Below are 26,660 nucleotides of genomic sequence, written 5' to 3' on the forward strand. Positions count from 1 at the left end.
GGGGCGGCCTGTTCATCGGCGTTCAGCGTCGTTCCTCCAACTGCTTACACGAGACACAGAGCGTGGCGGAGGGGAACGCAGCCAGCCGCTCGACCGGGATCTGGTTGCCACACCGCTCACACCAACCGTAGTTGCCCGACCCGAGCCGATCGATCGCGCGTTCGACCTGTGTGATCCGCTCGAGCAGAGTGTTGGCCAGCGTGATCTCCTGCTCGCGCTCGAACGTCTTGGTGCCCGTGTCGGCCTGGTCGTCCCCGGCCGAGTCGGCCAGCCGCTCGCGCTGGAGCTCGGTGATCTCGCTGAGCGCCTGATCGTACTCGGCCTGCAGCTCGCTGAGCCGCGCGACCAGCGCCTGACGGATCTGCTCGGTCTCCGTCTCGTCACGGACCCGCTCCGCGGCCACGCCGTTCGATCCGGACCGGGTCTCCGTTACCTTGGCCATCGTCGCTCCCTCGGCCGCCGTCCGGCGGCGATCAGCGGTCTACAAAAACGGGCGGCCGCTGGGCGGGCCGCCCTTCCCCTGGTCTGTCCTGCTGGAACGGCACGGCCGGGAAGGGGCCGCGCACTCCGGAGGCTGGCAACGATACGGAACGTGAACTACCACGACAACCCGCCATCACTGCCAGATCCGACAAATCACCAGGAAGCGCCCAACACGCCGCCGGACTATCGAGGATACACCGCGCGTGAGCTGGAGATCACTATGTGTTGTCGCGAAGTTCGGCGAGCCGGCTCGCCCAGGAGTCCGGCGGCGCGGTGACGGTGAACACCTTGTCCCGGCTGGTGGCGCCCAGCCGCAGCGACACCTCGCCGGGGCGCACCCCCAGCGCGCCGGCCAGCGCCTTGCGGACCGCCTCGGTCGCCTTGCCGTCGACCGCGGGCGCGCCCACCGCGACGATCAGCGCCGGCCCGTGCGGCCCCTCGTATCGCCCGCCGACCCGGGTCCGCCCGGCGCCGGGCCGCACCCGGACCGGCACCGACACCCCGGCGGCCGGCCGGGAGCTCAACGCTGGTGGGCCACGGCCGCGACGAGCCGGTCCACCGGGCGGCACAGGCCGCACGGGCTGAAGCCGAGCTCGACCGCCTCGTTCACCGGCAGCGCCTCGGTCAGCCGGCCGACCAGATGCGGGCAGTCCGCCATGTGGTAGCGCGGGCGGCCGTCGACCACCAGCACCTCGGTGTCGATGCGGGCGACGAGCACGGCGTCGGCCGGCCGCACCGACTGGGGCAGCGGCTCGTCGTCCGGGTCGTCGTCATCCGGCTCGGCGAACTCGTCGGCCTGCTCCGCCGTCTCCGCGGCCGGCCGCCACACGTGATCGTCGGCGGCCGGGGAGACGGGACGCGGCCCGGCGTCATCGGCCGGAGCGGCCGGACGCGCGCTGACGGCATCGTCCGGGGAGGCGGAACGCGCGCCGGGAACATCGGCCGAAGCCGCGGAACGCGCACCGAAAGCATCGGCCGGCGAAGCGGAACGCGCGCCGGAATCGACCGTGGAGTCGGAATCGACATAATCTGCGGCCGGCGGCCGCCGGTCACCCAGATGGGTCGCCGCGTCACGTGCTCCGGCCGTCCGGGCCCGATCCGCATCGAGATCCACATCGAGGTCCCGGTCGCGTTCCACGACGATCGGGGCGGGCTCCTCGAACTCGGCGGATTCGCCTGCGGCCGGCTCGGCGGCGGGGGCAGAATCCTCGGCGAAGGCGGGCGGCTGCTCCCGGCGGGCGGACCGGTCAGCGGGCTCGGCGTCACGCCGGGCGGCGGCCTGACGGGTGCCGACGACCAGGGCGACCGCGGCCAGCAGGCTGACCACGATCGAGGTTATGAGAAGACTGCTGGAGCCGTTGACCAGGCCCAGCGCGAGAAACAGAACCGCGACGGGGATGAGCAGGAGACTAGCAACGATCATGGCTCATCCTCGTCGCGGTGCGGGGGCGTGCTGCGGTCAGCGACCCGATTCGATGGAGTTGGTGCGGCCACCGCTGTAGGAGCTGGCCAGACCGGCGGCGGCGAGACCACCCGAGCCGCCGACGGCACGGCCGGAGTCGGCCCGCGTCAGCTCGGCCTCGAGGCCCTGGCCACGACCGTCCAGGTCACGCAGCTGGCTCTCCAGGTACGCCTTGAGCCGCGTGCGGTACTCCCGCTCGAACTGCTTCAGCTCCTCGATGTGCTTCTGCAGCGCGGTCCGCTTCGCGTCCAGGCCGCCCATGGCCTCCTGGTGCCGCTGGCGGGCGTCGCGCTCGAGCGCATCGGCCTTGGCCCGCGCCTCGCGGGTGACCTCCTCCGCCTTGGAGCGGGCGTCGGAGAGAAGCTTGTCGGCCTCCCGGCGCGCGTCGGCGACGTGGTCGTCGGCGGTGCGCTGGGCCATCATGAGCACCCGCAGGGCCTGCTGCTCGCCGTCGGCGCCACCGGCCGGGGCGCCGGGGCCGGGGCCCTGGGCACGGACCTGGTCGAGCTCGGCCTGCATCTGACGGGCCGCCTGCTCGGCCGCCGTCTTGTCCCGCTGCACGCGGTCGAGCTGGCCCTTCAGGTCGTTGAGCTCGGCCGCCAGACGCGGATCAGCGCCCGGACCAGCCGGTGCGCCACCCCGCCCGCCGCGCTCCACCTGGGCACGCAGCTCGTTGTTCTCCTCGATCAGACGGGCAAGCTCGCGCTCCACCTCGTCAAGGAAGGCGTCGACCTCCTCCTCGTCATACCCCCGCTTGCCGATCGGGGGCTTCTTGAAGGCGACGTTGTGCACGTCGGCCGGGGTCAGCGGCATCGAAACTCCTCGGGTCAGTCGCGGCCGCGGTTGGGGCTGCTGTCTAGCTGTATTGCGAAGCGATCAATCTTGCGAGTACCACGTTCATGAGCACGAACAGGATAACCAGCAGCACGATGGAAGCCAGGTCCAAACTCACGTTACCAATGCGCAGCGGTGGGATCACACGCCTCAACGCCCTGAGGGGTGGATCCGTGACGCTCCACACGGCTTCGAGGGCCGCCGACGCACCCCGGCTGGGCTGCCAGCGGCGACCGTACTGGAGCACGGCGCTCAGCACGAACCTGGCCAGCAGCACCATCATGAAGAGGTACAGCAATATGTAGAGGATCTGGAGCACGATCGACAGCACGTCAGGTGGATCCCTCGTTCGGGTCAATCAAAGCCGGGTCAGGCGTCACTCGCCGGGTCACGATCGGCGGGCGGCCGCCCAGAGCTGATCAGCCCTGGGCGAAGAAGCCGCCCTCTGCGATCTTGGCCTTGTCCTCCGCGGTGACCTGGACATTCGCGGGAGACAGCAGGAAGACCCGGTTGGTGACGCGCTCGATCGTACCGCGCAGGCCGAAAGCGAGCCCGGCAGCGAAGTCGACCAGGCGCCGGGCATCCGACTCGTCCATCTCGGTGAGGTTGATGATCACCGGCACCCCGTCACGGAAATGCTCGCCGATCGTGCGCGCCTCCCGGTACGTGGTCGGGTGCAGCGTGGTGATCTGGTAGCGCTGCTCCTCCTCGACCGCCCGCTGGTGCACCGGCTGCGGGACCGGCTGCGGCTTGAGCGCCAGGTTCTCCCGGGTGGAGTAGGTCAGCGGCGCGGACTGCTCCGGAGCCGGCGCCGGCCGGGTGATGGAGCGGACGCTCGCCCGATCGAGGCGCTCGCTCTCCTCCCGGTCACGATCCCGGTCGTGGTCACGGTCCTGCCGAGCGGTGGAGAGCCGCTCGCGCTCACGGCGCTCGGAGCGTGCCCGGGGGACGGAACGCTCGTCCTCGTCGTCGTCGGCGAACTCGTCGTCCGACGAATACCTGTCGCTGGAGTAGCGGTCACGGTCGCGATCCCGGTCACGGTCGCGCGAGCGGTAGGAGCTCTCCCGGTAGCCGCGGTCGTCGTACCCACGCTCGTCGTCCTCCTCGACGAGGCCGAGCCAGACGCCCGCCTTGCGAAACGCGCCTCCGCTCATGCCACCTCTCCCTGCCGAGAGTCCATGCCCCCACCCTCCGTCCGCTGTTGCGGCCCGCGCCCCCTCGGCGTGCCGCGTCCCCCCTTACGAGTCGGAACGGGTCCTGATCGGACCCCGACCCGTTACGACGCCGCGCCGTCCAATGCGAGACCCGTGGCGGTTCGTCGCGTTGAACAACACCTGTGTAGTTTGCTGCCCGCCGCAAGGCTACCGCAGCGAGTTTCGCATCCCGAGTAAAGAAGTACCGATCCGTACGTGTGTCGCCCCATACCGGACGGCGGCCTCCAGATCGCCGCTCATGCCCGCCGAGACGGTCGTCGCGCCGGGCTGCCGAGAGGCCATCTGACCTGCGATTATGGCCAGCCTGGCGAAGGCCGCGCCGGGTTCCTCGCCCAGCGGCGCCACCGCCATCAGGCCGCCCAGCCGCAGACCCTCCGATGAGGTCACCGCGTCGGATACCCGCCAGAGATCATCTCCGAACACGCCCCCGCGTGCCGGATCACCGTCCAGACTGATCTGGATCAGCACCTCGAGCGGTTCGGCGCGGCCGGCGGCGGCCCGGCCCAGCGCCTCGGCCAGACGCACCGAGTCGACCGACTCGACCACATCGGCATAGTCCAGAACCGACTTGACCTTGTTACGTTGCAGCTGGCCGACGAAGTGCCAGCGCGGCCACGCGCCCCCCGCGCGTACCGCCTCGGCCTTGATCGAAGCCTCCTGATCGCGGTTCTCGGCCACGTCGGTGACACCGAGCCCGGCGAGCAACAGGACGTCGCTCGCCGGGTAGGTCTTGGTCACCGCGGTCAGAGTGACCGCGTCCGGCGGCCTTCCGGCCGCCGCGCAGGCCTGCGCGATGCGCTCCCGCACCCGTTCGAGATTGGCGGCGAGCTCAGCGCGCCGTCCGGAGTCGGTCAAAACTCAACCTTCTTGAGGGGTACGGGAGAGCTGCGCTCAGGAGCCGTTCTTGAGGAAGTCCGGGACGTCCACGTCATCGAAGAGTACCCGGCTGGTCCGCGGCGACGGGGTGCTGGGCGGCGGGGTGACCGGCGGCGGAACCGGGGGCAGCGAGCTCCCGGTCGACGGGGCGGGCACCTTGCGGGCCGGCTCGGACGGCTTGTAGGCGGGCGCGCCCGCGTCGAAACCGGCCGCGATCACGGTGACCCGCACCTCGTCGCCGAGGGCGTCGTCGATGACCGCGCCGAAGATGATGTTCGCGTCCGGGTGGGCCGCGTCGGTCACCAGCTGCGCCGCGTCGTTGATCTCGAACAGGCCCAGGTCCGAGCCGCCGGCGATGGAGAGCAGCACGCCGCGGGCGCCGTCCATGCTCTGCTCCAGCAGCGGGCTGGAGATCGCCTTCTCGGCGGCCTCGACCGCGCGGTTGTCGCCACGCGCGCTGCCGATGCCCATCAGGGCGCTGCCGGCGTTGCTCATGACGCTCTTGACGTCGGCGAAGTCCAGGTTGATCAGACCGGGCGTGGTGATCAGGTCGGTGATGCCCTGCACGCCGGAGAGCAGCACCTGGTCGGCCTGCCGGAACGCGTCCATCATGCTGATGCCGCGGTCGCCGAGGGCGAGCAGCCGGTCGTTCGGGATCACGATCAGCGTGTCGCACTGGTTGCGCAGCTCGTCGATGCCGGCCTCGGCCTGCACCTGGCGGCGCTTGCCCTCGAAGTTGAACGGGCGGGTGACCACACCGATCGTGAGGGCGCCCAGCTTGCGGGCGATGTTGGCGACCACGGGCGCGCCACCGGTGCCGGTGCCACCGCCCTCGCCGCACGTCACGAAGACCATGTCGGCGCCCTTGAGCACCTCTTCGATCTCGTCGCGGTGGTCCTCGGCGGCGTTCTTGCCGACCTCGGGCTGCGCGCCGGCCCCGAGGCCACGCGTCAGCTCCCGGCCGACGTCCAGTTTGACGTCGGCGTCGCTCATCAACAGCGCCTGGGCATCGGTGTTGATCGCGATGAACTCCACACCCTTGAGCCCAACTTCGATCATGCGGTTGACAGCGTTCACGCCGCCACCGCCGATGCCGACGACCTTGATGACCGCAAGATAGTTGTGCGGAGGTGTCATCGGGCTCAGCCATCCCTTCCGGGGTTGGCGGACGTCGACGGCCCCTGCGGTCCAGGGAACCGCACTTCGACATCCGCTGCCGTACAAAGGAAGGCGAGGAAACCCTCACCCTCTACTAGAGGTTCAGAGTTATGTCAACCACTCGAACCTCTCGACGCAACGTATGCGGACATGCCGCCGCATCCAAAGACCCCGGGCGGCGTGTCGCGTGCGCTTAGGAGGTGAGTATCCGACTCACCCGTAACCTTGAACCTTTTATTGCGTTCATCACGCTTTGTCCGAATAACCGGATGGTTATCGTATGGTCACCACTTTCACGGCGCTCACATCGATCTCGTCGCCCTTCTGCTTCAGCAGCACCGTGGCGACAGTGCTCTTGCGCTCGCTCTTGGTGTCGTCACCCCAGATGACCACCCGGCCGTTGCGCAGCTCCAGGCTGATCTTCACCGGCGACGGCACGGCGATCGCCACCAGCTGCTCGCGCAGCTCGTCACTGAGCGCGGCCAGAACGGTGAGCGCCGAACCGGTGTTCTCGTCACCCGCCCCGGGCGTGCTCAGCCGGGCCAGCGGCAGCCCTCTCGGCACCTCGGTCACCGCCTGGAACGGCACACCCTCGTCGTCGATCAGCACGAACTGATCGTCCCGGGCCGGCACCGCCGCCACCGGCACCCGCTCCACCACCTCGACCACCACCGTCGACGGCCAGCTGCGGCTCACCAGGACCCGGTCCACCGGCGGCAGTTTCCGGACCCGGTCCTGGACCTCGTCCAGGTCGACCCGGGCCAGCGGCAGCTCCGCCTCCACCGCGGCGGCCGCCCGCACCTGCTCCGGGGTGAGGATCTGCGCGCCGACCACCCGGACGTCACGCACCCCGAACACCGCGGTGCCGTAGACCAGCCAGACCAGCCCGCCGACGGCCAGCAGCGCGCCGGCGCCGATCAGCCAGGGCATCGCCGCCCGCAGCCGCCGCTGCCGGGCCCGCGCCATGAAGCGCCGGGCCGACGGCGGCACCGCGTCCGTGTCGGCCCGGACCAGCCGCCAGTTGCGCGAGCCCCCGCCGGCCATCGTCGTTACCCGGCCAGGTCCGGGTGGCGGTCCGCCTCGGTGAGCGCGGCCAGCAGCTCGTCGCCCATCAGCGAGATCGGCGGCGCGCCCATCGTCACCACCACGTCACCGGGACGGCTGCGCCGCACCACCTCGGCCGGCACGTCCTCCCAGTCCGGGACGAACACCTTGCGGTCGTCGGGCAGATCGATCGCCGCGGTCAGCGCCCGGCCGCCCTCCCCCGGGCCACGGGTCTCGCCCGGCCCGAAGACCTCCATGCAGATCACCTCGTCGGCGACCGCGAGACCGTCGGCGAGCTCGGCCTCCAGGTCCCGGGTGCGGTACACCCGGTACGGCTGGAAGACCACCAGCAGCCGGCCGTCGCCGGCCACCTCGCGCAGCGTGCGCAGCGCCGCCTTCACCGAGGTCGGGTGGTACGCGTACTCGTCGTACACCCGGACACCGGCCGCGATGCCCTTGCGCTCGAACCGGCGGCGGACCCCCGGGAACGACTCCAGGGCCTCGGTCACCTTGGTGAGCTCGATGCCCAGCTTGAGCGCGGTCAGCACGGTCGCCGCGCTGTTCAGGCCCATGTGCGTGCCGGGCAGGGCCAGCTTGAACTCGCCGAGCGGCTGCCCGTCCAGCTCCGCCTGGTAGCGCACGCCGCTGACCGAGGACGTGACGTCGAAGATCCGCAGGTCCGCGCCGGCCGACTCGCCGTACGTGTAGACGGTCTTGCCCTGCGCCTTGAGCCCCGCGATCAGCTCGTCGGTGCCCGGACCGTCGGCGCAGGTCACCACGAACCCGTCGGCGAGCCCGCCGAACTCCAGGAAGCCCGCCTTCAACGTCTCCAGGTCGCCCCAGTTGTTGAGGTGGTCGCCCTCGATGTTGGTGATGATCGCGACGTGCGGCCGGTAGATCAGGAAGGTCCGGTCGTGCTCGTCCGCCTCGGCCACGAAGTGCGGGCCGGTGCCGTGGTGGCCGTTCGACCCGGCGGCCGACATCTCGCCGCCGATCACGAAGGACGGGTCCTGCCCGGCGTGCTGGAGGATCACCGTCATGATCGACGTGGTGGTGGTCTTGCCGTGGGTGCCGGCCACCGCGATGGTCTGCCGGTCGGTCATCGCCGCGGCCAGGGCCTCCGAGCGGTGCAGCACCCGCAGCCCGCGGCGGCGCGCCTCCACCATCTCCACATGGTCCTGCGGGATCGCGGTCGAGTAGACGACCGTGTCCACGCCGTCGAGGTTGGACGGCTCGTGGGCCATGTGCACCGTGCCGCCGAGCGCGCGCAGCGCGGCCAGGGCCGGCCACTCCCGCAGCTCGCTGCCGGAGACCGGCACGCCACGGGTCAGCAGGAGCCGGGCCAGGCCGGCCATGCCGACCCCGCCGATCCCGATCAGGTGCACGCTGCCCAGGTCCTCGGCGGTCATCTCGCCGGCCGGCGTCAGCTCCGCCGTGTTCACAGTGTCACTCCCTCAGTCCTCATCAGCTCAGTCAGCTCACGGCTTCGAGAACGAAGCGCAGCAGTTGCTCGTCACCGTCGCGGCGGCCGTACCGGGCCGCGGCTGTGCCCATCGCGGCCAGCCGCTGCCGGTCGCGGGCCAGCGGGATGATGTTGCTCTCGATCCACTCCGGTGTCAGCTCGCTGTTGTCGACGAGCATGCCGCCACCGGACTCCACCACGGGCAGCGCGTTGCGGCGCTGCTCCTGGTTGCTGAACGGGTAGGGCACATAGATCGCCGGCATGCCGAGCGCGGTCGTCTCGGCCACCGTGATCGCGCCGCCCCGGCACAGCATCAGGTCGGCGGCAGCGTAGCCGAGCTGCATGTCCGACAGGTAGGGCACGACGACATACGGCACCGGCAGGTCCTTCGGCACCTCGAACGGGTCGTTGCGCCCGCCCTGCACATGCAGCACCTGGATGCCGGCGTGCGCGAGCCGCTTGGCCGCGGCGGCCACCGCCAGGTTGATGGTGCGGGCGCCGGACGAGCCGCCGGAGACGAACAGCACCGGCAGGTCCGGCCGCAGCCCGAAATGGTAGAGCGCCTGCGGGCGCAGCGCCGGCCGGTCCATGTGGGTGATCCCGGTCCGCAGCGGCACGCCGACCAGCCGGGCGTTGCGCAGCGCCTCGGCCTGCTCCAGCTGGTGCGGGAACCCGACGGCGACACGCTTGGTGAATTTCATGCCCATCCGGTTGGCCACGCCCGGCGGCACGTTCACCTCGTGGATGACGATCGGCAGCTCCCGCCGCCACGCCGCCAGATAGGCCGGGACCGACACGTAGCCGCCGAACCCGACGACCACCTCGGCCTGCACCTCGTCGATGACCTCGCCGGCGGCGGCGGCCGACTTGTACATCCGGTCCGGGGTGCGCAACAGGTCCAGGTTGAGCGAGCGGGGCAGCTGGAACGCCGGGATGCTGCGCAGGTCGTAGCCGGCCGCCGGGATCAGCTGGTTCTCCATGCCCTTGGGGCTGCCCAGGGTGGTGATCCGGATCTCCGGGAAGTGGCGGCGTAAGGCGTCGGCGAAGGCCAGCAGCGGATAGATGTGGCCGCCGGTGCCTCCTCCGGCGAGCACGACCGACCGCAGGACACCCATCACCGTCTCCTCACGCCCCCCGCCTCGCTGGACGCTGAACCGCCCGTCTTCTGGGCAGGCTGACGCTGTGGTCCCGGCCGCCGCGGCGGGGGGAGCGGCGGCAGCGGGGCCCAGAGTAGCCGTACCCACCGAGGCGTCGGACGGGCGTTCAGCGCTCGCGCCGCATCCGGCTCGGCCCGCGCGAACGACGCCAGTATGCCGATCGCCGCCATGGTCACCACGAGCGCGGTGCCACCGGCGGAGATGAACGGGAGCGGGAGGCCGGTGATCGGCAGCAGCCCGACCACGCCACCCATGTTGATCACGGCCTGGGCGACCAGCCAGGTGGTGATGGCGGTGGCCGCGAGACGACGGAACGGGTCGCCGACCCGGCGGGCGATCCGGAACCCGGTGTAGGCCAGCACCGACAGCAGCGCCAGCACCACGAAACAGCCGACCACGCCGAGCTCCTCGGCGACGATCGCGAAGATGAAGTCGTTGCCCGCCTCCGGCACCCAGCCCCACTTGAGGGCGCTCTTGCCCAGGCCGACGCCGAACCAGCCGCCCTCGAAGATCGCCGAACGCCCCTGCGCCAGCTGATAGCAGGACCGCCCGGCCTCGGTGGTGGTGTCGCAGTCGGCCAGCGGCTCCAGGAACGAGGTCAGCCGCCGCAACCGGTAGTTCTCCTCGCCGGCGGTGCCGGAGCCGGCGCCCCGGGACGCGGCCGCGATCAGCAGGCCGACACCGGCCAGGCCCAGCACCCCCAGCGCGCCGAACACCCGCAGCCGGACCCCGGCCGCCCAGAGCAGGCCGACGATCAGCGCCAGCAGCACCAGCATGGTGCCCAGGTCGTTGTAGCCGACCAGGACGAAGAGCAGGCCGATCACCGGGAACAGCGGCATCGCCAGTTCCCGCCAGTGGCCCAGGTCCGGGCCCTTGCGGGCGATCACGTCGGCGGCCCACAGCACCATGGCGAGTTTCGCCAGCTCACCCGGCTGCATGCTGAACGAGCCGAGGATGAGCCAGTTCAGGTGGGCCACCAGCGGGCCGAGCACGGGGTCGCCGTCGGCGTTCCGGCTCAGCACGTCGGCGGCGCCCAGCGCGTTCATCGCGGCCAGGAGCGTGAGCAGGGCGATGGAGAAGCCGAGCAGGCCCCGGCCGAGCACCCGCAACGTGACCGAGGGCAGCCGCTGGAAGATCCAGAACGCGACCAGGCCGAGCAGGGCGTAGACCGCCTGGCTGCTGATCTCGGTGAAGGCGTTGCCCTTCTCCGCGAACGCCTTCACGCTGGTGGCCGAGAAGACCATGGTGAGGCCGATCAGCAGCAGCATGGCGCAGCTCGAGATCAGCAGATAGTACGAGGACAGGGGTCTGGCCAGCAGCCCGTGCACGGCGGGCAGGAGCTGCCGGCTCAGTGACGGGCGGGCCTGCTGAGAACGGTCGTCCGCCATACCCCAATCATCGTCCGGTGGTCACGTTGTCGGCGCACACCATCGATGGCGTGTCGCATCAGCCTTTGTCGCATATGACACGCCGATCGGCACACGTCGCCTAGGGCGCCACCCGGCAGATGACGTAGATGCTCCCGCCGGTGGCGGTCAGGGCGCCGTTCCACCCGAACAGCCAGACCCGGGGATCGGTGGGGTCCTGCCCGTTGGCGGTCAGCGTCCTGGTCTCGCCGGTACCGGCGTCCCAGTATCCGTAGATCGCGGTGTCGGACAGGTTCGGGCAGGCCAGACTCAAGCTCGCGGAACCCATCGTTGCGACGCCGCTCGCTGTCGACAGTGTCGTGTTCCCGGCTGCGCCCGCCGCCCCGGTCAGGCCCATCGCGCCTTGTGCGCCGACGGGGCCGGCGGCTCCGGTCGGGCCGGCGGGCCCGGCCGGGCCCGCCGGCCCGGTCTGACCTGCGGCTCCGGCGGGGCCGGCCGGCCCGGTCTCGCCCCGGAGACCGTAGACGTTCCATTCGCGCAGGACCTCGTTGCGGCGGCAGGTGGTGGTGTTGGCCAGCATGTAGCGCATGGCTCCGGTCTTCGCCACGATGCAGACCTTGACCACCTCCGGGTCGTCCGCCACACGCGCCGGCACGACCGGGCCGGCGGCGGCCGCCGCGGTGCCGCCGGACAGCGCCACCGCCATGGCGCCGGCCGACGCGAACAGGATTTTAGAGATCATCAGGAATGACCTTCCGTATGGATCGGAATACGCTGAGTAGTCAGCGCATCCGAGCCTAGGAATGATCTGATCTCCGCCGAGCTGGCAGCGGGCAATCTGGCCCATCGGGGCCATCCGGGCTAGCCCATGACCGCCAGGTGCTCGCTGTAGAACAATCCGAGACCGATCGCGGCGCAGATGCCCGCGATGATCCAGAACCTGACCACGATGTTGACCTCGCTCCAGCCGGCCAGCTCGAAGTGGTGCTGGAGCGGCGACATCCGGAACACCCGCTTGCCGGTGGTCTTGAACGAGATGATCTGGATGACCACGGACATCGTGATGATCACGAACAGGCCGCCGATGATGACCGACAGCAGCGTGGTGCGGGTGGCCACGGCCAGACCGCCGATCAGGCCGCCCAGCGCCAGCGCGCCGGTGTCACCCATGAAGATCCGGGCCGGGTTGGTGTTCCACCACAGGAAGCCGACACAGGCGGCAGCCGCGGCGGCCGCGATCATCGCGATCTCGAGTGGGTCCCGGACCTGATAACAGTGCTGCGCGGTGAGCGAACCGGCCTCACCGACGTAGGCGTTGTCACCGCACCAGTGCCGGTACTGCCAGAAGCCGATCAGCGAGTACGCGCCGAGGACCAGGATCGACGCGCCGGTGGCGAGACCGTCCAGGCCGTCGGTGAGGTTCACGCCGTTCGACATCGCCATGATCACGAAGACGAACACCATGACCGAGCCGACCTTGCCGACGTCCAGCCAGCTCACGTCCCGGATGAAGGAGATCTTCTCGCTCGCCACGGTCTGGCCGTTGGTGCTCGGGAAGTAGAGCGCGGCGATGCCGAACACGGTGCCGATCAGCAGCTGGCCGAGCAGCTTGCCCTTGGCGCTCAGACCGTCCGAGTTCTTCTTGCGCACCTTCAGGAAGTCGTCCATGAAGCCGACCGCGCCACAGAACACGAAGATGCCGAGCAGGACCAGGGCGGTCATGGTCGGCTTCTCCTGGGCGATCTGCCGGTCCGGCAGGGTGGTCAGCGCCAGGTGCCCGGCCGCGTAGGCGAAGACCGTGGCGATGATGAACGCCACACCGCCCATCGTCGGGGTGCCGCGCTTGCCCAGGTGGGTCTGCGGTCCGATGGTCCGGATCGGCTGGCCGGCCTTGAGCGCCGAGAAGACCCGGATCGCGAGGGGCGTACCGAAGAGCGAGATGAGAAAGGCGACCGCGGCCGCGACGATGACTGCCCTCACGTGGGCTGAACCTCCTCGGGACGCCGCAGCCAGTCGGCGACGTCCCATGTCCGGTACCGGGAACCCTTGACCAGCACGACATCGTCGGCGCGCAGGTCGTGGCGCAGGATCTCGATCGCGGCGGCCTGGTCGCCGGCGAGGAGCCCCGTGCCCCGCCAGCCGGCCACTCCGGCCGCGCCGTCCAGGATCGGACCCGCGTTGCCGGTCACCGCGATCAGCCGGTCCACACCCAGTTCGGCGGCGAGCCGGCCGACCTCGGCGTGACCGGACACCTCGTGCTCGCCGAGCTCGGCCATGAAACCGAGGACGGCGGTGGTGCGCTTGCCGCCACCCATCGCGGCCAGCGCCCGCAGAGCGGCCGAGGTCGACGACGGGTTGGCGTTGTACGAGTCGTCGACGATGGTGACGCCGTCCGGCCGGGTGTAGACGTCCATCCGGCGCTCGGAGGCGATGCCGACCTCGCTCAGCGCGGCGACCAGGTCGTCGAACGCCATCCCGGCGGCCAGCGCCACCGCGCCGGCGGCCAGGGTGTTGGCGACCTGGTGCTCACCCGCGGTGGTCAGCTGGACGGTCCCGGTCCGGACTCCGTCCGAGATGGTGTACGCCGCCCGCCCGCCCGCGTCGAGCGTGACGCCGGAAGCGGTCAGTGATCCGGTCGACCCGACCAGGACCACCCGGGCCGAGGTGCGCGGCGCCATCCCGGCCACCAGCGGGTCGTCGGCGTTGAGGACCGCCACACCGGTCGACGGCAGCGCCTCGACCAGCTCGCCCTTGGCCAGCGCGGTGCCCTCCTTGGAGCCGAACTCGCCGATGTGGGCGGCGCCGATGTTCAGCACCACGCCGATCGACGGGCGGGCGATGTCGGTCAGGTACCTGATGTGCCCGACGCCGCGCGCGCCCATCTCCAGCACCAGGAAGCGGGTCTTCTCGGAGGCCCGCAACACGGTGTACGGGAACCCCAGCTCGTTGTTGAGCGAGCCGGGCAGCGCCACCGTGGGACCGAGCCGGGACAGCAGCTGCCCGATGTAGTCCTTGGTGGTGGTCTTGCCGGACGAGCCGGTCAGCCCGATCACGGTGAGGTCGTGCAGCCGGGCGACCACGGCCCGGGCCAGGGCGGCCACCGCGGCCAGCGGGTCCTCGACGACGACACCCGGCACGCCGGTGTCCCGGGAGCCGAGCACCGCGGCGGCGCCCCGCTCGACGGCGGCCGCCGCGAAGTCGTGGCCGTCGACCTTCTCCCCGGCGAACGCCAGGAACAGGCCGCCCGGGCCGATCTTGCGGGAGTCGTACTCGACGTCGCCGGTGACGAGCACCGACGGATCGCCGACGACCCGGCCACCGGTGATCTCGGCGATCTCCGCCAGGGTCAGGTCGATCATGCGCGCGCCTCCAGAGCGGTGGCCAGCTCGATACGGTCGTCGAACGGCAGCACCTCGCCGTTCACCTCCTGGCCGAGTTCGTTGCCCTTGCCCAGCACCGCGATCACGTCACCGGCGGAGGCCAGGCGCACCGCCTCGGCGATGGCTGAGCGCCGTCCTGCGACTTCGATGATTTTGGCGGGCGTGGACGCGTCCTCCGCGCCAGAGCGCACGGCTGACCGTACAAATGCCGGGTCTTCGGTCCTGGGGTTGTCATCGGTGATGATCACCAAGTCGGACCCCTCCGCGGCGGCCGCGCCCATCAGCGGCCGTTTGCCCTGGTCCCGGTCGCCGCCGGCGCCGATCACGCAGATCAGCCGCCCGCCGCGCGCGGTGGCGAGCCCGCGCAGCGCGGTGAGCGCCGCGACGATCGCGTTGGGTTTGTGGGCGTAATCGACCACGCCGAGGATCTCGCCGGGCGCCTCGACCAGCTCCAGACGGCCCGGGACGCCGCGGCAGGCGGCGATGCCGTCGCCCGCGACCTGGGCGTCCACGCCCACCGCGACCAGCAGGGCGAGCGCCAGCAGGGCGTTCGAGACGTTGTGCAGGCCGGGCAGGGTCACGCCGGTCCGCACGGTCCGGCCGTCCGGGCCGTGCGCGGTGAAGAGCTGACCGAAATCGGACGGGCGCACGTCGGAGGCCCACCAGGTCGCCGCCTGGTCGCCGGCCGCCGAGTAGGTGATCGTCGACGGCTTGAACAGCGGGCGCAGCGCCGGGTCGTCGAGGTTGAGCACTTCGGCCGCCGACCGGCCGTCGAAGAGCCGGGCCTTGGCCTCGAAGTAGTCCTCCGAGGTCGGGTGGAAGTCGAGGTGGTCCTGGCCGAAGTTGGTGTAACCGCCGGCCGCGAACCGGATGCCACCGGCCCGGCCCATCACCAGCGCGTGGCTGGAGACCTCCATGACCACCGCCTCGACGCCGCGCTCGACGCCGGTGGCCAGGATCGCCTGGAGATCGGTGGCCTCCGGGGTGGTCCGCACGCTCTTGACCACCAGGTCGCCGAGCCGGGTCTCCACCGTGCCGACCAGCCCGGTCACCTTGCCGGCGGCCCGCAGACCCGCCTCGACCAGGTAGGACGTGGAGGTCTTGCCGGCCGTCCCGGTGATGCCGATCATGGTGAGCCGTCGCGACGGCTCCCGGTAGATCGCTGCCGAGGCCGCGCCGAGCACCGCCCGCGGGTCGTCGACGACCAGCACCGGGAGGCCCGCGGCGACCGCCGCCTCGCGGCCCGCCGGGTCGGTCAGGACGGCCACCGCGCCGGAGCGCGCGGCGTCCGCCACGAACTCGGCGCCGTGCCGGTTGGCGCCGGGCAGCGCCGCGTAGAGATCACCGGGGCGCACCTCCCGGCTACTGTGTGTGATGCCGGTGACCGGGACGTCACCGCCGGTCAGATCGGCCGGTAACAGATCCGCGAGCCGCGCCAGCAGGCACGGCTCCACGGTCTCGGGACGTGGAATGCCGGACACGGCGTCAGACCCTACCCCGTCTCCGACGGCTCGTCGTCAACGCCATGCGACCCGCGTCATTCCTTGATCTTGAAATCGGGAGCCTTGCTGCCGGACGGCGGCACGTGGTTCTGCTGCAGGACGTACGACATCATCTCGCTGAACGCCGGGGCCGCCACGTCACCGCCACCGCCGCTGCTGACGTCCATCGACACCGCGATCACGTACCGCGGGTTCTCGGCCGGGGCCATGCCGACGAACGAGCTGGCGTTGTTGCTGGTGTACTGCCCGTTGACGAGTAGCTTGCCGGTGCCGGTCTTGCCCGCCACCCGGTAACCGGGCACCTGCGCCGCGAGACCGGTGGCGTGCTCGACGGTGGTCACCGCCTCCATCATCAGGCGCAGCTCCTGGGCCACCTCGGTGTCCAGCACCCGGTGCGTGGACGGGGCGGCGGCCGGGGTCTCGGCGCCGTCCTCCCCGGAGATGGTGCCCTTGATCAGGTGCGGCTGGATGTAGACGCCGTCGTTGGCGATCGCGCCGTACCCGGCCGCCATCTGGATCAGCGTGGCCGACACGCTGTGCCCGATCGGCACCGAGCCGTACGACGAGCCGCTCCAGTCGGCCACCTCCAGCAGGTCGCCCTCGGCCTCGGCCGGCATGCCTTCGCCGGTCGACTTGCCCAGGCCGAACTTCTGCTGGTACTCGTAGACCTTGTCCGGGCCGAGCCGGTCGGCGAGCAGGATGGTTCCCACGTTCGAGGAGAAGGCGAGCAACCCCGGCAGGGTCATCCGGGTGCCCTTGTCCTGCGGGTGAGTGTCCCTGAAGGGGGTGTCACCCTTCTTGATCGCCGGGCTGATCGTGATCAGCTCGTCCGGCTGGACCAGGCCCTCCTGGAGGGCCGCGCCGAAGATGAACGCCTTGTGGCTCGACCCCGGGTCGGTGACGACGCTGCTCGGCATGTCGATCCGCTCGATCGGGTCCACCGCGTTCGGCTTCGCCGCGTTGTAGAACGGATAGCTGGCCTGGGCCAGCACCTCGCCGGTACGGGCGTCGAGCACCACCGCGCCGCCGACCCGCGCGTTCTTCTTCTTGCCCGCCGCGTCCAGGATCCGCTGCACCTGGAACTGGAGGTCCTGGTCGATGGTGAGCTGGAGCGAGTTGCCCGGCCGGGCCTCGACGTCCTGCTGGAACCCGCCCGGGATCGGCTTGTTCAGCTTGCCCGTGCCGACCTCGAAAACCCGTTTGCCGTCGGTGCCGTGCAGCAGGTCGTCGTAGCGCGCCTCCAGGCCCTCCAGGCCGCGCCCCTCCTCGCCGGTGAACCCGATCAGGTTCGACGCGAGGTCGCCGCCCGGCACGTCACGCCGCTCGTCGGAGTGCGTGTAGATGCCGTCCAGGTTCAGGGCGTCGATCCGGTCGGCGATCGACAGGTCGACACCACGGTCCAGGTAGCGGAACTTCGTCCACTGACCGAGGACCTGCTTGCGCTGCATCTTCTCGAACAGCTCGGACTGGGGTACGCCCAGCAGCGGCGCCAGTTTCGCGGCGGTGCCGGCGACGTCCTCCTGCAGGCCCTCGTTCTCCGGGTCGGCGTAGACGTACCGCGCCTCGACGCTGTGCGCCAGGACGTTGCCGTTGCGGTCCAGGATGCTGCCCCGCGGGGCCGGGAGCGTGACGCTGCTCAGCCGGTTCTCGCGCAGCTCCAGCAGGCTGGCGGCCTCCTCGGGGGAGGTCGCGACCTGGAGCACCACCAGCCGTACGCCGATGGTGACGAACAGGGAGAGCGCCAGGACGGTGCCCAGCCGCAGCCGCCGGGTGCTGTTGGCGAGCTTGGGCGGCTCTGCCGGGACCGGCCGCCGGGGCCTGGTCTCGGGGCGGCGGCGCTCTCTTTCCCGGGGCCGCTCCGGCTCCCGCGTCCTGGTCCTGGCCTTGGGCGCCTGCTCCCGGGGCTTGGGCTCCTCCCTGGGCTTACGGGGCTTGGGCTCCTCCCTGGGCTTACGGGGCTTGGGCTCCTCCCGGGGCTTGGGCTGCGGCTCGGCGACCCGGCCACGGGAGCGGGAGCGCTGCCCGCTCTCGCCGCCGTCGAGCACCTGGAGCGCCGGCCGGAACGGGTCGGCGTTGCGTCCGCCGTCCCGGGGCAGCCGGCCGCGCTCGGCCACGGTCCGCCCGCGCGGGGTGTAGGCGCGCGCCTCCCCGATGCTGGACCGGCCACGCCGGTTGTCGCGCGGAGTCTCCTCCGGCTCCTCACCCGGCAGGTCACGCGACGAACCGCGCCGGGGTGAAGTGCCCCGGCGCGGTGTCTCGTCGTCGGCTCGCGGCGACATGCCGGCCTACCGCTCGGCCGCGGCGGACGGCGCGGCGGACTCACGCAGGCCGTCGTCGGTGGTCGGCGCGGTCGGGCCCTTGCCGGGCACCGGCATCCCGACGATCTCGCCGTTGGGCAGCCAGATGACCGCCGGCTCGGCGGCGCGGACCAGGCCCAGACGGCGCGCGGCGGCGTGCAGCTTGCCCGGCCCGGACGCGTCGACGATCTGCCGTTCCAGGTCGTGCTGCCGCTGGTCGAGCGCGGTCTTCTCGTTGCGCAGGGCGTCCAGGCGGAACGACTGCTCCACGGTCGCCGTGTTGACCAGCAGGATGCCGACCACACCGACCAGCACCACGGCGATGACCGCCGTGGCGAAGGCGGCGCGCGGCGCCCGGACCGGCAGCGGCGGCGCCACCCAGAGCCGCATCCGGCCCGGGAGCGGCGCCGGGTCGCCGGTCACCTCGATCGACAGCGCGGTGGCGCCGTCGATCGGCGCGACCGGATCCTTCGTCGCGGCCGGATCCTGAGCCCCCCGGCTCCGGATCCCTGACCGGCGCGTGTCGGCCGGTTCGGTCCGGCGCGCCCCCCGCGCGCCAGTCCTCGTGGTCTCGGCATCGCGGCTGCTCCGGCGCGTGGTGCGCGGCTGCGCCGATCGGCCCCCCGACCGCGGCGCTTCGGATCGCTCGCTCATGCTCGTCCCTCCCCCTCTACATTCGCCCCCGGGCGTATCCGCCCTCGTCCCCCACGCGTTGTAGACATTCGGGGCCGCTCGCGGCCGGCGCCGAACGCCTTCTCAAACTTGCTCGCCTGCTCCTGCTCGTCGATCCGTTCCACCGCGCGCAGCTTCACCGAGGCTGCCCTCGGGTTCGCCGCCACCTCCGCCTCACTGGGCAGCTCCGACCCCCGGGTCAGCAGCCGCAGGCTCGGACCGGTACCGGGAAGCTCGACCGGAAGGTCGACCGGCCCGGTGCTGCGCGACCTCGCGGCGAGCTCGCGCTTGACGATCCTGTCCTCCAGTGATTGATAACTCATCACCACAAGGCGCCCCTTAGGCGCCAACGCGTCCAAAGCCGCCGGAACCGCTCCTTCGAGCGCCTCCAGCTCCCTGTTCACCTCAATGCGTAGTGCCTGGAATGTCCTTTTTGCGGGATTTCCACCCGTTCGCCGCGCGGCGGCCGGGATGGCCTCCTTCACCAGCTCGGCCAGCCGGGCCGTGGAGGTGATCCGCCCCTTCGCCCGCTCCCGCACGATCGACGAGACGATCCGCGGCGCGAACTTCTCCTCGGCGTACTGCCGCAGAATTCGCACCAGATCACCCGGCTCGTACGTGTTGACGACCTCCTCCGCGGTGATCCCGCGGGACTGGTCCATCCGCATGTCCAGAGGCGCGTCCTGCGCATACGCGAACCCGCGATCCGCCTCGTCCAGCTGCAACGACGAGACCCCGAGGTCGAAGAGCCCACTGTGGATCGCCGGGATCCCCAGCTCGCCGAGAACCCGCGGCAGCTCGTCGTAGACGGCGTGGACCAGGTGCGTGCGATCGCCGAAACGGATCAGCCGGTGCCGGGCGTGCGACAGAGCCTCGGTGTCCCGGTCGAGTCCGATCAGGACCACATCCGGATACCGCTCGAGGACCGCCTCGGCGTGCCCGCCCAGACCCAGCGTGAAGTCGACGTGGACGGCGCCCGGCAACGTGAGGGCGGGATCCAGCAACTCGAGGCAGCGCTCGAGCAGCACCGGCACATGCGTGCCCCGCGGCTCCCCCATGTCGACCCCCATTGCCGTGCCCGCTCGCGTCTCACTCATTCAGTTGCCAGTTGCTGCCCGGCCCGGTCGCCCGTCCGTACCGCCAGATCCCCATCCGCTCTCATGTCCGTTGCCGGCGAACCGGCCCGGACACGCGCCTGGCGCCGGGGAAGAGGCGCCAGGAGCGGGAGCGGCTGGAGATCTCGCGTTACGGCGGCAGTGGCGTCCGGGCCGAACCAGCCGGCCGTCCGAGTGCCACGCCTACAGTCCGCCGGGCAGCACCCCCTCCTCGATGTCGGCGAACTCTTCCTCGCTCGCCGAGAGGTAGTCATCCCAGGCCTGCTTGTCCCAGACCTCGACCCGGGTGCTCGCACCGATCACCACGAGATCCCGACCAAGACTGGCATACTCCCGCAAATGGGCCGGAATCGTCACCCGGCCCTGCTTGTCGGGAACCTCGTCGTGGGCGCTCGCGAAGAAGACCCGGCTGTACGCCCGGGCCGCCTTGTTCGTCACCGGCGCCTCACGCAGCTGGCTGGCGATGCGCTGGAACTCCGGCATCGGGAACACGTAAAGACAGCGCTCCTGCCCCTTCGTGATCACGACACCTCCCGCCAGCTCATCACGGAACTTCGCCGGGAGGATCAGCCGGCCCTTCTCGTCCAGGCGCGGGGTGTGTGTGCCGAGAAACATCGGCCCCCACCCCTTTGCCGTGGCGGCCACTCCATCGCGGAGGGAGCGGATCACCTGTCAACTCGGGCCGGCAGGTCCGGCGTCGCTCCTCCGCCCTGCCACTGCGCCCCACTCTACTCCACTTCCCTCCACCTGCAACCCAAAAGCAAACCCTCACGAGCCGTTCTCACGGACGTAATCCCAGTTCACAGGTGGTGGGGCGAAGTGGAGGGGGTGACCATGATCAACAGGGTCTTGTTTCCGACATCGAGGCCTTCGGGGCGAAAAACACCCGTCGAAATGCCGGCCGGCGCCCGATTTCGTGGCCGGGCTCACTCCACCGGGATCAACCGGGGAGGAAAGTGGAGGGATGCGCGGGGTCCACATCGCCCGGACACAGGAGACGCCCGTGGGGCGTGACCCCTGATCCGGGTCACGCCCCACGGGCGTCACTGCTATTCCTTACTAACTAGCGTCGCTGCGCGGCTCACCGCCCGCAACTGACTAGCGTCGCTGCGCGGCTCACCGCCCGCAACCGTCCAGCGTCGCTGCGCGGCTCTGCGTCAGGCGACCAGGCGGCGCACGACGTAGTTGCTGTTCCAGATCTTGTGCTTGCCGACCCGGGCTCCGGTGTGGGGCGAGTCGTAGACGTAACCGTTGCCCGCGTAGATGCCGGCGTGGTACCCGTACGACCCGTTCCGGAAGATGATCAGGTCACCGATCTGCTTCTTGCTCTTGGCGACCGCGGTGCCGTACTTCTGCTGCGAGTTCGCCTTGTGCGGCAGGCTCTTGCCGGCCGCCTTCTTGTAGACGTACTTGGTGAAGCCCGAGCAGTCGAAACGCTTGGGACCGGAGGCGCCGTACTTGTACAGCGCGCCCTTGTGCGCCTTGGCCTCGGCCAGCACCTTCGCGCCGCTGGCCTTGACCGTCACCTTGAAGCTGCCGGTGCCCCGCTGGTTGTAGCCGGTGCCGGTGAAGACGGTCCGGACCCAGGCCGTCTTCGTCGGCTTGGCGGTGAGTGTCACCACGCCGTTCTTGACGGTCTCGGTGTCCCAGGTACGCCAGGCGCCGTTGCTGTAGCCCTGGAGGCGCACGGTGCCCTTGGCGACCTGATGGGTGGTGGGGTCGATCACCTTGGCGGTGACCTTGAGGGTGGAGCCCCACTTGAGACTCCGGGCGCTGCTGGCCCAGATCGAAGGGGTGACCTTCGGGACGACCGCCGAGGCGGCGACCTGGGTGGCGGCGGGGGTCGTGGCGGCCGCCGCGGGGGACGCGGCGATCAGCTGCCCGGCACAGAGGCAGAGACCCAGGGACAGTGCGACGGTTCCGGTGCCGATGGACGCGCGGCGGCGCCGGCTCGAACTGTGTTCGTGCACGGTAGAGAGATCCCTCCGGCACGCCTGCGAGGTTAGCTGTCGGGTTCGGGCGGGAAGGTGTGCCCGGCCGCGGGTGGGCGGCTTCACCCCAAGGTCCTCCCGGTGCGCCACGGATGGAGCCGTGTGGCGCGGGAAGGACCGGTCATGGGTCCCCCGTCCCTGCCCCCGAATGCCTTGTCTGGTGTGACTCAACTGCGGTGTCGCACCGGTCCGGCCCGGGGCAGGGCTCGGCGTGAACCGATCCGGTGCGGCCGGCGAGCGGAATGCGTCCGGCTGATCCTTGGTACCCGAGTCCTCCCATGATCGTCGGCGCAGGAGTGATCACCCTCCGTGATTGGCACACTTGTCGGTGTCCACTTTGTTACCGCCGCGTGACATATGCGCCCACGCAAAGTAGCGACACAGCTACACACGGTTGAAGGTTACGGGTGAAACAGAACACATAAATAGTCCCGTCACCAACGGGGTAGACGTCCGAAAAGCCCGGACCGGGGAAGACACCGGCCACACCGTGATCTTGACGGTCTGGCAACGCGTCGTAACGTTCGAGTCCGGTACCCTCGCTGGCGTGACGGACGGAATGCCTCTCATCGCCAAGGTCGCGACCTCAGTGTCGAAGACCGCGGCGGCGCTCTCCAGGGCCGCGGGCCGCGGCGACGGTTCGGTGATCGGCGGCTGGATCGGCCTCAAGATCGACCCCGACCTGCTGGCCCACCTCGCGGCCGGCCGCGCCGTCGCGCTGGTCTCCGGGACCAACGGCAAGACCACCACGACCCGCCTCACCGCGGCCGCCGTCGGCGTCCTCGGCCGGGTCGCCACCAACTCGTTCGGCGCCAACATGCCGACCGGTCACACCTCCGCGCTGGCCAAGGAGGGGCACACCCCGTTCGCGGTCCTCGAGGTCGACGAGCACTACCTGGCGCAGGTCATCGACCAGACCCGGCCCAAGGTGGTGGCGCTGCTCAACCTCTCCCGCGACCAGCTCGACCGGGCCAAAGAGGTCGCGATGATGGCCGAGCTGTGGAAGAAGGCCCTCGCCGACCACCCCGACATCCGGGTGGTCGCCAACTCCGATGACCCGATGGTGGTCTGGGCGGCCTCCGGCAGCCCGCAGATCACCTGGTTCAGCGCCGGCCAGCGCTGGCTCGACGACTCGTTCGTCTGCCCGCAGAGCGGCCACCCGATCGAGCGCCAGCAGGGCGACTGGTGGTGCACCGGCTGCCCGCTGCGCCGCCCGCGCCCACAGTGGGTCGTCGAGGACGAGGGCGTGATCGACCCCCGCGGTGACTGGCACCTGGTCAAGCTCCAGCTCCCCGGCAAGGTCAACATCGGCAACGCGGCCACCGCGCTGGCCGTGGCCGCCGAGTTCGGGGTCCGGCCGATCGAGGCGCTCCCCCGGCTGTCCCGGGTCGCGTCGATCGCCGGCCGCTACGCCCAGGTCGACCGGGACGGCCGCAACATCCGGCTGCTGCTCGCGAAGAACCCGGCGAGCTGGCTGGAGGCCTTCGACATGGCCGACCAGGCGCCGACACTGCTCTCGATCAACGCGCGTGACCCCGACGGGCTCGACACGTCGTGGCTCTACGACGTCGATTTCTCGCCGTTGCGGGACCGTCCGGTGCTGATCACCGGCGACCGGGCCTATGACCTGGCCGTCCGCCTCCAGGTGAACCAGGTGCAGTTCAGGCACGTACAGACTTTCGACGAGGCGCTGCGGTCGGTGCCGCCCGGCCGCCTCGAGGTGATCGCCAACTACACGGCGTTCCAGGACATCCGAGCGGAGTTGGACCGTGTCAACTGAGGCCCTGCGGATCGTGTGGATCTACCCTGATCTGCTCTCGACCTACGGCGACCGCGGCAACATGCTGATCCTCGCCCGCCGGGCCGCCGACCGCGGCATCCCGGCCGAGACCTACGAGGTCCGCTCCGACCAGCGGATGCCGCACACCGCCGACATCTACCTGATCGGCGGCGGCGAGGACGGCCCGCAGGCCCTCGCCGCGCAGCGCCTCCTCGCCGACGGCGGCCTCCACCAGGCCGTCTCCCAGGGCGCCGCGGTCCTCTCCATCTGCGCCGGTTACCAACTGCTCGGTCACTCGTTCTTCGCCAAGGGGGCCAAGTGCGCCGGGCTGGGGCTGCTGGACATCAGCTCCGACCGGGGCGAGACCCGGGCCGTCGGTGAGCTGCGCGGCGAGATCGACCCACGGCTCGGGCTGCCCGCGCTGACCGGCTTCGAGAACCACGGTGGGCGTACGCATCTGGGCGCCCACGCGGCGCCACTGGCCCGGGTGACCGCCGGCATCGGCAACGACGGCCAGACCGAGGGCGCCTGGGCCGGCAAGATCCTCGGCACCTACTCGCACGGCCCGGCGCTCGCCCGCAACCCAGCGATAGCCGATCTGCTACTGCGATGGGCGACCGGCGCGGATAGGCTTGCGCCTCTTGACGACACCTGGGCCGACCGGCTCCGGTCCGAACGGCTCGCCGCACCGAGCCCGGCATGACCTCTTCTTCATAGACCTTTCTTCATAGACCTTGTCCATAACCGACGACAGTTGGGGCGGTAGGCCTGCATGACCGACAACCTGATCGCCCCGCGGGGCACCGACACCGCGGACCCTCAGGCAGTTGAGCACGCCGGCCCCACCACCGGGTGGAAGCGTCGTTTCACCCGGTTCGCCCTGCTCGCCGCCGGGGTGGGCGCCCTGGCCGGCGTCTCGGCGCTGCTTCCGCTGCGGGAGATCGCCGAGACCCTGTCGGCGATGGGCCCGAGCGCTGTCGTGGCGGTCGCGGTTCTCGGCGGCATGCTGTTGTCGGTGCTGGTCCCGCGTACCCTCATCACGATGACCTGCGGCGCCCTCCTGGGCGCGGTGACCGGCGGCGCGGCCGCGCTGGCCGCCGCGGTGATCGCCGCCGTCGCGACCTACTACGCGGGCCGCTGGGCCGGGCGGGGCGCGCTACAGGCCCGCGCCGGCAGCCGCCTGGCCCGACTGGACGGCTGGCTCAACCGCCGCGGCCTGGCCGCCGTCCTGCTGGTCCGTTTCCTCCCGCTGGCCCCGTTCGGCCTGGTCGGCTACGCCTACGGCGCCACCAGCGTCTGCCGCAAGCGCTACCTGCTCGGCACCACGATCGCCGCCATCCCGTCCACGGTCACCTACGCCATCATCGGCGCCGCGGTGGCTGCCCCCGGCGACATGAACCTGCTGACCCTCGCCCCCGCGGCGTTCAGCTTCATCCTCTCCACCGCGATCATCCTCCGCTGGCGCCACACCGCCCGCCGCGAAGCCACCCCCGCCTGACGCCGCCTCGGCCGGCCGCTGCGACCCTTGACGGCGGCTTCCCCGATTCACTCCCGCGCCGTCGGCCGCCTCCTGCGCCGTTCGTGGCGTCAAACCCGTTTGCGGTACGGCCACGCTGCCCACAACCGCAACGATCCCGCTCTGGACGGTCCGCGCTACGCAGTCCCGGCGCAGGACCGAAACGCGACCGCCGGGCCGGCTGCCCACGCACTGCCAGCGGGGTCTTGTTGAGTTCGGGCACACCTGTCCCGCCCTCGAGTTTCGCCATTTTGCGCATCGACATTGCAGGTCAGGGTCACAGCTGAAGTGAGTCTTGCATTCGTCCTGGTCAGCATCATCCTCAGCGACCTCCGCAAGATCACCGTGAGGCCTGATGACCTTGGGCGGCCGTCCAGAGGCGATGCCGAAAGCGGGTCCGCCGGCCGCAGCGATGTCCGGCGCACACATTCGCCGGGCCGCAGCGACGGCCAGCCCACACGTTCGCCGGGCCGCAGCGACGGCCAGCCCACACGTTCGCCGATCGTGTGCGCCTACTTCGCTCCGACGGGGACAGGCGCACACGCTGTGCCGTCCGTGTGCGCCTGCCATCGCTCCGGCGAGGATGAAGTCGCACGTTGCCGCATTGTGTGCGCTGGCCGTCGCACGCCGGCGACCAGGCCGGGCCGGACTCCGGCGACCGCAACGAACAGCCCCTTGAAGCGGAGGGCACGGTCCGTCGTTGCTCCTTCCCACCGTCCATCCCGGCGGACACCCGGTGCACTGTCGCCGTGGGCGGCGGCGTCCACAAGGCCGGCGCGATCGACGCAAACGATCCCCACATGGCGAACCTCGAGTCCCGCCGAACTTCACAAGATCAACCGGCGGGCTCCGGCTCGACGCGCTCCGATGCCGTCAGCCGTCGCTCAGCCAGGTAATGCCGGGCGCATTCCGGTGTTCAGCGACGGCTCGCGGTCCTGGCCGTGCCCACGCCGGCAGGCCCCACCGCGAGGGTCTCCCAGACGCGCGCGGGCGCGGGGTGGCGAGACGCGGGCCGGAACCTGGACGCGCGTTGGCGCGGGGTGGCGAGACGCGGGCCGGAAACCTGGACGCGCGTGGGACGGACGAGACGCCGGCCGGAAACCAGAGAGCGTTCGAGCTTGCGGTCCGGGCCAGCCGGCCGCGATCTTGCGACCTAGCGCCTGTTCGTAAGGGGGGCTGGAGCCACCGCGAGGGTCTCCCAGACGCGCGCGGGCGCGGGGTGGCGAGACGCGGGCCGGAACCTGGACGCGCGCGAGCGCGGGGTGGCGAGACGCGGGCCGGAAACCTGGACGCGCGTGGGACGGACGAGACGCCGGCCGGAAACCAGAGAGCGTTCGAGCTTGCGGTCCG

At 70.9% G+C, this 26,660-nt stretch carries 24 protein-coding genes and 1 riboswitch; of the genes, 3 read left to right on the plus strand and 21 right to left on the minus strand.

The window, feature by feature from the left end; genetic code table 11:
• Positions 1 to 22: 22 nt before the first annotated feature.
• From AB0E94_RS36190 to AB0E94_RS36290, 21 genes are all read right to left on the minus strand, one after another.
• On the minus strand, positions 23 to 442 hold the full coding sequence (locus AB0E94_RS36190) for a TraR/DksA family transcriptional regulator (protein ID WP_360335854.1): 420 nt from the start codon (positions 440 to 442) through the stop codon (positions 23 to 25).
• A gap of 259 nt (positions 443 to 701) precedes the next feature.
• Positions 702 to 1,007 (minus strand): DUF167 domain-containing protein, encoded by a 306-nt coding sequence (locus AB0E94_RS36195; RefSeq protein WP_360335856.1) that lies wholly within the window; start codon positions 1,005 to 1,007, stop codon positions 702 to 704.
• Positions 1,004 to 1,906 (minus strand): hypothetical protein, encoded by a 903-nt coding sequence (locus tag AB0E94_RS36200; protein ID WP_360335943.1) that lies wholly within the window; start codon positions 1,904 to 1,906, stop codon positions 1,004 to 1,006. Before AB0E94_RS36200 ends, AB0E94_RS36195 begins: the two co-directional genes overlap by 4 nt.
• Before the next feature lie 36 nt (positions 1,907 to 1,942).
• A complete protein-coding gene (locus AB0E94_RS36205; protein WP_317787624.1) occupies positions 1,943 to 2,758 on the minus strand; it encodes a DivIVA domain-containing protein in 816 nt (271 codons plus the stop codon).
• 43 nt (positions 2,759 to 2,801) lie between these two features.
• Positions 2,802 to 3,110: a YggT family protein gene (locus AB0E94_RS36210; RefSeq protein WP_360335858.1), complete on the minus strand. Its 309-nt coding sequence runs from the start codon at positions 3,108 to 3,110 to the stop codon at positions 2,802 to 2,804.
• Between the two features lie 88 nt (positions 3,111 to 3,198).
• Positions 3,199 to 3,933, minus strand: coding sequence for a cell division protein SepF (sepF, locus tag AB0E94_RS36215; RefSeq protein WP_360335860.1), 735 nt, complete (start codon positions 3,931 to 3,933; stop codon positions 3,199 to 3,201).
• Positions 3,934 to 4,140: 207 nt separating this feature from the next.
• Complete coding sequence (locus tag AB0E94_RS36220; RefSeq protein ID WP_360335862.1) at positions 4,141 to 4,848, minus strand: YggS family pyridoxal phosphate-dependent enzyme; 708 nt, start codon at positions 4,846 to 4,848, stop codon at positions 4,141 to 4,143.
• A gap of 36 nt (positions 4,849 to 4,884) precedes the next feature.
• Positions 4,885 to 6,006 (minus strand): cell division protein FtsZ, encoded by a 1,122-nt coding sequence (gene ftsZ, locus AB0E94_RS36225; protein WP_317787628.1) that lies wholly within the window; start codon positions 6,004 to 6,006, stop codon positions 4,885 to 4,887.
• Between the two features lie 294 nt (positions 6,007 to 6,300).
• Complete coding sequence (locus tag AB0E94_RS36230; protein ID WP_360335864.1) at positions 6,301 to 7,071, minus strand: FtsQ-type POTRA domain-containing protein; 771 nt, start codon at positions 7,069 to 7,071, stop codon at positions 6,301 to 6,303.
• Positions 7,072 to 7,076: 5 nt separating this feature from the next.
• Positions 7,077 to 8,480 carry a UDP-N-acetylmuramate--L-alanine ligase gene (murC, locus tag AB0E94_RS36235; protein WP_360335931.1) on the minus strand — a complete coding sequence of 468 codons (1,404 nt, stop codon included), beginning with the start codon at positions 8,478 to 8,480 and terminating at the stop codon, positions 7,077 to 7,079.
• Positions 8,481 to 8,544: 64 nt separating this feature from the next.
• Entirely contained in the window at positions 8,545 to 9,648 is a 1,104-nt protein-coding gene (murG, locus tag AB0E94_RS36240; protein ID WP_360335866.1) for an undecaprenyldiphospho-muramoylpentapeptide beta-N-acetylglucosaminyltransferase, read from the minus strand.
• A complete protein-coding gene (locus AB0E94_RS36245) occupies positions 9,648 to 11,078 on the minus strand; it encodes a putative peptidoglycan glycosyltransferase FtsW (protein ID WP_360335868.1) in 1,431 nt (476 codons plus the stop codon). Before AB0E94_RS36245 ends, murG begins: the two co-directional genes overlap by 1 nt.
• A 100-nt stretch (positions 11,079 to 11,178) precedes the next feature.
• Entirely contained in the window at positions 11,179 to 11,799 is a 621-nt protein-coding gene (locus AB0E94_RS36250; protein ID WP_360335870.1) for a hypothetical protein, read from the minus strand.
• A 119-nt stretch (positions 11,800 to 11,918) separates the two neighbouring features.
• Positions 11,919 to 13,037: a phospho-N-acetylmuramoyl-pentapeptide-transferase gene (gene mraY, locus AB0E94_RS36255; RefSeq protein ID WP_317787633.1), complete on the minus strand. Its 1,119-nt coding sequence runs from the start codon at positions 13,035 to 13,037 to the stop codon at positions 11,919 to 11,921.
• Complete coding sequence (murF, locus tag AB0E94_RS36260) at positions 13,034 to 14,416, minus strand: UDP-N-acetylmuramoyl-tripeptide--D-alanyl-D-alanine ligase (RefSeq protein ID WP_360335873.1); 1,383 nt, start codon at positions 14,414 to 14,416, stop codon at positions 13,034 to 13,036. The genes mraY and murF overlap by 4 nt, the downstream gene beginning before the upstream one ends.
• Complete coding sequence (locus tag AB0E94_RS36265; protein WP_360335875.1) at positions 14,413 to 15,918, minus strand: UDP-N-acetylmuramoyl-L-alanyl-D-glutamate--2,6-diaminopimelate ligase; 1,506 nt, start codon at positions 15,916 to 15,918, stop codon at positions 14,413 to 14,415. Before AB0E94_RS36265 ends, murF begins: the two co-directional genes overlap by 4 nt.
• Before the next feature lie 56 nt (positions 15,919 to 15,974).
• Positions 15,975 to 18,218 (minus strand): penicillin-binding transpeptidase domain-containing protein, encoded by a 2,244-nt coding sequence (locus tag AB0E94_RS36270; RefSeq protein ID WP_360335877.1) that lies wholly within the window; start codon positions 18,216 to 18,218, stop codon positions 15,975 to 15,977.
• Between the two features lie 6 nt (positions 18,219 to 18,224).
• Positions 18,225 to 18,890, minus strand: coding sequence for a hypothetical protein (locus AB0E94_RS36275; RefSeq protein ID WP_360335880.1), 666 nt, complete (start codon positions 18,888 to 18,890; stop codon positions 18,225 to 18,227).
• Positions 18,887 to 19,978, minus strand: coding sequence for a 16S rRNA (cytosine(1402)-N(4))-methyltransferase RsmH (rsmH, locus tag AB0E94_RS36280; protein ID WP_360335933.1), 1,092 nt, complete (start codon positions 19,976 to 19,978; stop codon positions 18,887 to 18,889). The genes AB0E94_RS36275 and rsmH overlap by 4 nt, the downstream gene beginning before the upstream one ends.
• A gap of 228 nt (positions 19,979 to 20,206) precedes the next feature.
• Positions 20,207 to 20,638: a division/cell wall cluster transcriptional repressor MraZ gene (gene mraZ, locus AB0E94_RS36285; protein WP_360335882.1), complete on the minus strand. Its 432-nt coding sequence runs from the start codon at positions 20,636 to 20,638 to the stop codon at positions 20,207 to 20,209.
• A gap of 542 nt (positions 20,639 to 21,180) precedes the next feature.
• Positions 21,181 to 21,993, minus strand: coding sequence for an NlpC/P60 family protein (locus tag AB0E94_RS36290; RefSeq protein WP_360335884.1), 813 nt, complete (start codon positions 21,991 to 21,993; stop codon positions 21,181 to 21,183).
• Between the two features lie 6 nt (positions 21,994 to 21,999).
• Positions 22,000 to 22,187, minus strand: a riboswitch (cyclic di-AMP (ydaO/yuaA leader).
• A 386-nt stretch (positions 22,188 to 22,573) separates the two neighbouring features.
• Between AB0E94_RS36290 and AB0E94_RS36295 the strand changes: the two genes are divergently transcribed.
• The 3 genes from AB0E94_RS36295 (at position 22,574) to AB0E94_RS36305 (ending at position 25,292) form a co-directional block, all read left to right on the plus strand.
• The gene (locus tag AB0E94_RS36295) at positions 22,574 to 23,794 is read left to right on the plus strand and encodes a MurT ligase domain-containing protein (protein WP_360335935.1); all 1,221 of its coding nucleotides are present in this window, start codon (positions 22,574 to 22,576) and stop codon (positions 23,792 to 23,794) included.
• A complete protein-coding gene (locus AB0E94_RS36300; protein ID WP_360335886.1) occupies positions 23,784 to 24,497 on the plus strand; it encodes a glutamine amidotransferase in 714 nt (237 codons plus the stop codon). Before AB0E94_RS36295 ends, AB0E94_RS36300 begins: the two co-directional genes overlap by 11 nt.
• Before the next feature lie 69 nt (positions 24,498 to 24,566).
• The gene (locus AB0E94_RS36305) at positions 24,567 to 25,292 is read left to right on the plus strand and encodes a VTT domain-containing protein (protein ID WP_360335888.1); all 726 of its coding nucleotides are present in this window, start codon (positions 24,567 to 24,569) and stop codon (positions 25,290 to 25,292) included.
• Positions 25,293 to 26,660 lie beyond the last annotated feature (1,368 nt).

Source organism: Actinoplanes sp. NPDC026670, from assembly GCF_040638175.1.
In the GTDB taxonomy this organism is placed as follows: Bacteria; Actinomycetota; Actinomycetes; order Mycobacteriales; family Micromonosporaceae; genus Actinoplanes.

Coding starts and splice junctions, on each gene's coding strand:
- AB0E94_RS36190 (WP_360335854.1), bottom strand. CDS start 442: ATGGCCAAGGTAACGGAGACCCGGTCCGGATCGAACGGCGTGGCCGCG.
- AB0E94_RS36200 (WP_360335943.1), bottom strand. CDS start 1,906: ATGATCGTTGCTAGTCTCCTGCTCATCCCCGTCGCGGTTCTGTTTCTC.
- AB0E94_RS36205 (WP_317787624.1), bottom strand. CDS start 2,758: ATGCCGCTGACCCCGGCCGACGTGCACAACGTCGCCTTCAAGAAGCCC.
- sepF (WP_360335860.1), bottom strand. CDS start 3,933: ATGAGCGGAGGCGCGTTTCGCAAGGCGGGCGTCTGGCTCGGCCTCGTC.
- ftsZ (WP_317787628.1), bottom strand. CDS start 6,006: ATGACACCTCCGCACAACTATCTTGCGGTCATCAAGGTCGTCGGCATC.
- AB0E94_RS36230 (WP_360335864.1), bottom strand. CDS start 7,071: ATGGCCGGCGGGGGCTCGCGCAACTGGCGGCTGGTCCGGGCCGACACG.
- murC (WP_360335931.1), bottom strand. CDS start 8,480: ATGACCGCCGAGGACCTGGGCAGCGTGCACCTGATCGGGATCGGCGGG.
- murG (WP_360335866.1), bottom strand. CDS start 9,648: ATGGGTGTCCTGCGGTCGGTCGTGCTCGCCGGAGGAGGCACCGGCGGC.
- AB0E94_RS36245 (WP_360335868.1), bottom strand. CDS start 11,078: ATGGCGGACGACCGTTCTCAGCAGGCCCGCCCGTCACTGAGCCGGCAG.
- AB0E94_RS36250 (WP_360335870.1), bottom strand. CDS start 11,799: ATGATCTCTAAAATCCTGTTCGCGTCGGCCGGCGCCATGGCGGTGGCG.
- murF (WP_360335873.1), bottom strand. CDS start 14,416: ATGATCGACCTGACCCTGGCGGAGATCGCCGAGATCACCGGTGGCCGG.
- AB0E94_RS36270 (WP_360335877.1), bottom strand. CDS start 18,218: ATGTCGCCGCGAGCCGACGACGAGACACCGCGCCGGGGCACTTCACCC.
- AB0E94_RS36275 (WP_360335880.1), bottom strand. CDS start 18,890: ATGAGCGAGCGATCCGAAGCGCCGCGGTCGGGGGGCCGATCGGCGCAG.
- rsmH (WP_360335933.1), bottom strand. CDS start 19,978: ATGGGGGTCGACATGGGGGAGCCGCGGGGCACGCATGTGCCGGTGCTG.
- mraZ (WP_360335882.1), bottom strand. CDS start 20,638: ATGTTTCTCGGCACACACACCCCGCGCCTGGACGAGAAGGGCCGGCTG.
- AB0E94_RS36295 (WP_360335935.1), top strand. CDS start 22,574: ATGCCTCTCATCGCCAAGGTCGCGACCTCAGTGTCGAAGACCGCGGCG.
- AB0E94_RS36305 (WP_360335888.1), top strand. CDS start 24,567: ATGACCGACAACCTGATCGCCCCGCGGGGCACCGACACCGCGGACCCT.